Here is a 1,961-nt window from a genome sequence, read left to right on the forward strand (position 1 = left end):
TGGCTGACCTGCTGGGCCCCGGCCCAGGCGGCGAGTGCGGCGAAGTCGATCGAGCCACCACTCCCCGATGTCCCCGACTGGAGCGACGGTCCGGACGGTCCGGGTTCGAACGTGCCGTGGCCGCCCGAGCCAGCCACGGGGATCGTGATCACGCGGAGCTCGCGGAGCCCGATCTGGCTGCTGACGGCAGTCAGATCGGCGGTGGTAATCCGGCCGTTCTTGACGAGGTCGAACGCCGATCCGACGGTGACGGTGGCACCGATTTGGGCCCCCACGGGGGTCACGTCGGCGGCGGTGACCCGGAACCGTCCGACCGACACCTGGCCGTTGACCTCGCCCTGGAGATGGCCGACGTACGACACCGCGGCGGCGTCGAGTCCGGTGCGGGCGTTGGCCAGGACCGCGACCTGGAGCCAGCGGTTGGCGATGGCGTTGTCGGGCCATTCCAGTCGGACCCGCGCCGGGATCGTCGCCGTGCCCGGGGTGACGACGATCGCCGTCGGGACCGGAGCGGCCGCCCACGCAGACGGCGGATTGGCCGCTTCGTCAAACGCTCCCTGAGGGCTCATCTTGAACGAGAAGTCGGCCGCCGAGAGGCTCGTGTCCACCAGGCCCGCGACGTCGATCACGATCCCGTTGAGGCCGCGCGAGCCGTTGACCAGATTGGCATAGGAGAGCGTCTGCGCCGTTCCGCCCGGGCGGGCGAGGACCTTCCCCGGATCGAGTGCCGCGTCGACGCTCGTGCCGGCGAAGCTCGACCCCTTGTAGTAGATCTGCTGGTTGGGGACGGCGACCTTGGCCGTCACCGTGAACGTCGTCGTCGACGTGCCGCCATCCTCGTCGGAGGCGGTGATCGTCACCGTCTGGTCGGTCAGCTTCGACGACGGGGTCAGCGACCAGCTCCACGTGCCGTCGGAGTTCTTGGTGACCGTGCCCAGCGATGCCGACAACGTCACCGTGTCGGCCGCCACGTCGGACCAGGTGCCGGTGTTGCCGAGCGTCTGGAGGACGTTGCCGGTCACGGCAACGCTGGTCGCGGCGACGGCCGGCGAGGCATTGGTGGCGGTGAACGAGAAGCTCGTCGCCGAGGCGATCCCCTGCGGATCGGTGGCGGTGATCGTCACCGTCGTCGCCGCGAATTGGTCGGCCGGGGTCGCCGTCCACGACCAGGTGCCGTCGGGGTTTCGCGTCACGGAGCCCGTCGAGGCCGACAGCGCGATCACGTCCGCGGGATAGGCCGTGCCCCACGTGCCCGTGACGGCAGCCGCCGTTCCTTCCGGCACCGTCACGCTCGTGGCATTGCTCGTGATCGTCGGCCGCTGCTTGACGCCATAGGTCTGCGCGAAGAGAGGCGCGCCCGCAGCGGTCACGGCGCGGACGTTCGACGACGGCGCCGTCGCCACCCAACCCGCGGCGAGGGAGTGCGTGACCGACACCGCACCGGCCGCGAGGTCGAACAGTGCCCGGCCGGCGGCGTCGGTCGCTTGCACCGGGTCGGCGGCCGTCGTGATGATCACTGCCCAACTGTTCAGCGTGCCGACGTCGCCTACTGCGTCGTCGGTGATCTCGAGCGTCCAGGTACCGTTGGGATTCTTGCCGTTGAGCGTCGCCAGCGATCCCTCCGGCCGGAACGTGCCGGTGAACGGAGCCGTGCCGGCCGTGATCGCCGTGGCCGCCTGGTCGTCGAGGACCGTGTTGGTGAAATTATCGCCCGAGCCGCCCACGTCGGTGAACAGCTCGACGCGCGTCCCGTCAGGCGCGATCAGGAACACGTCGAGGTCGGAGTCCCAGGTGTGGGTGATGGTGAGCCGGACGTTGACGTCGGTCGTGAAAGCGCCGATCCCGGAGACGACGATCGACGACGTCACCGGCGAAAACCCGCTCGCCGGCTTGTCGGGGATCGCCAGCGCCGTGGAGCTCGTGAACGTCGTCTGCGTCGGCGGATCGACGATGCCGTTGCC

At 69.9% G+C, this 1,961-nt stretch carries 1 protein-coding gene; it reads right to left on the minus strand.

Features of this window, described 5'->3' with window-relative positions:
- On the minus strand, positions 1-1,961 hold a 1,961-nt coding region (locus tag FJ309_17515; protein MBM3956372.1), incomplete at both ends, for a hypothetical protein.

The organism is Planctomycetota bacterium (assembly GCA_016872555.1).
GTDB lineage: Bacteria > Planctomycetota > Planctomycetia > Pirellulales > UBA1268 > F1-20-MAGs016.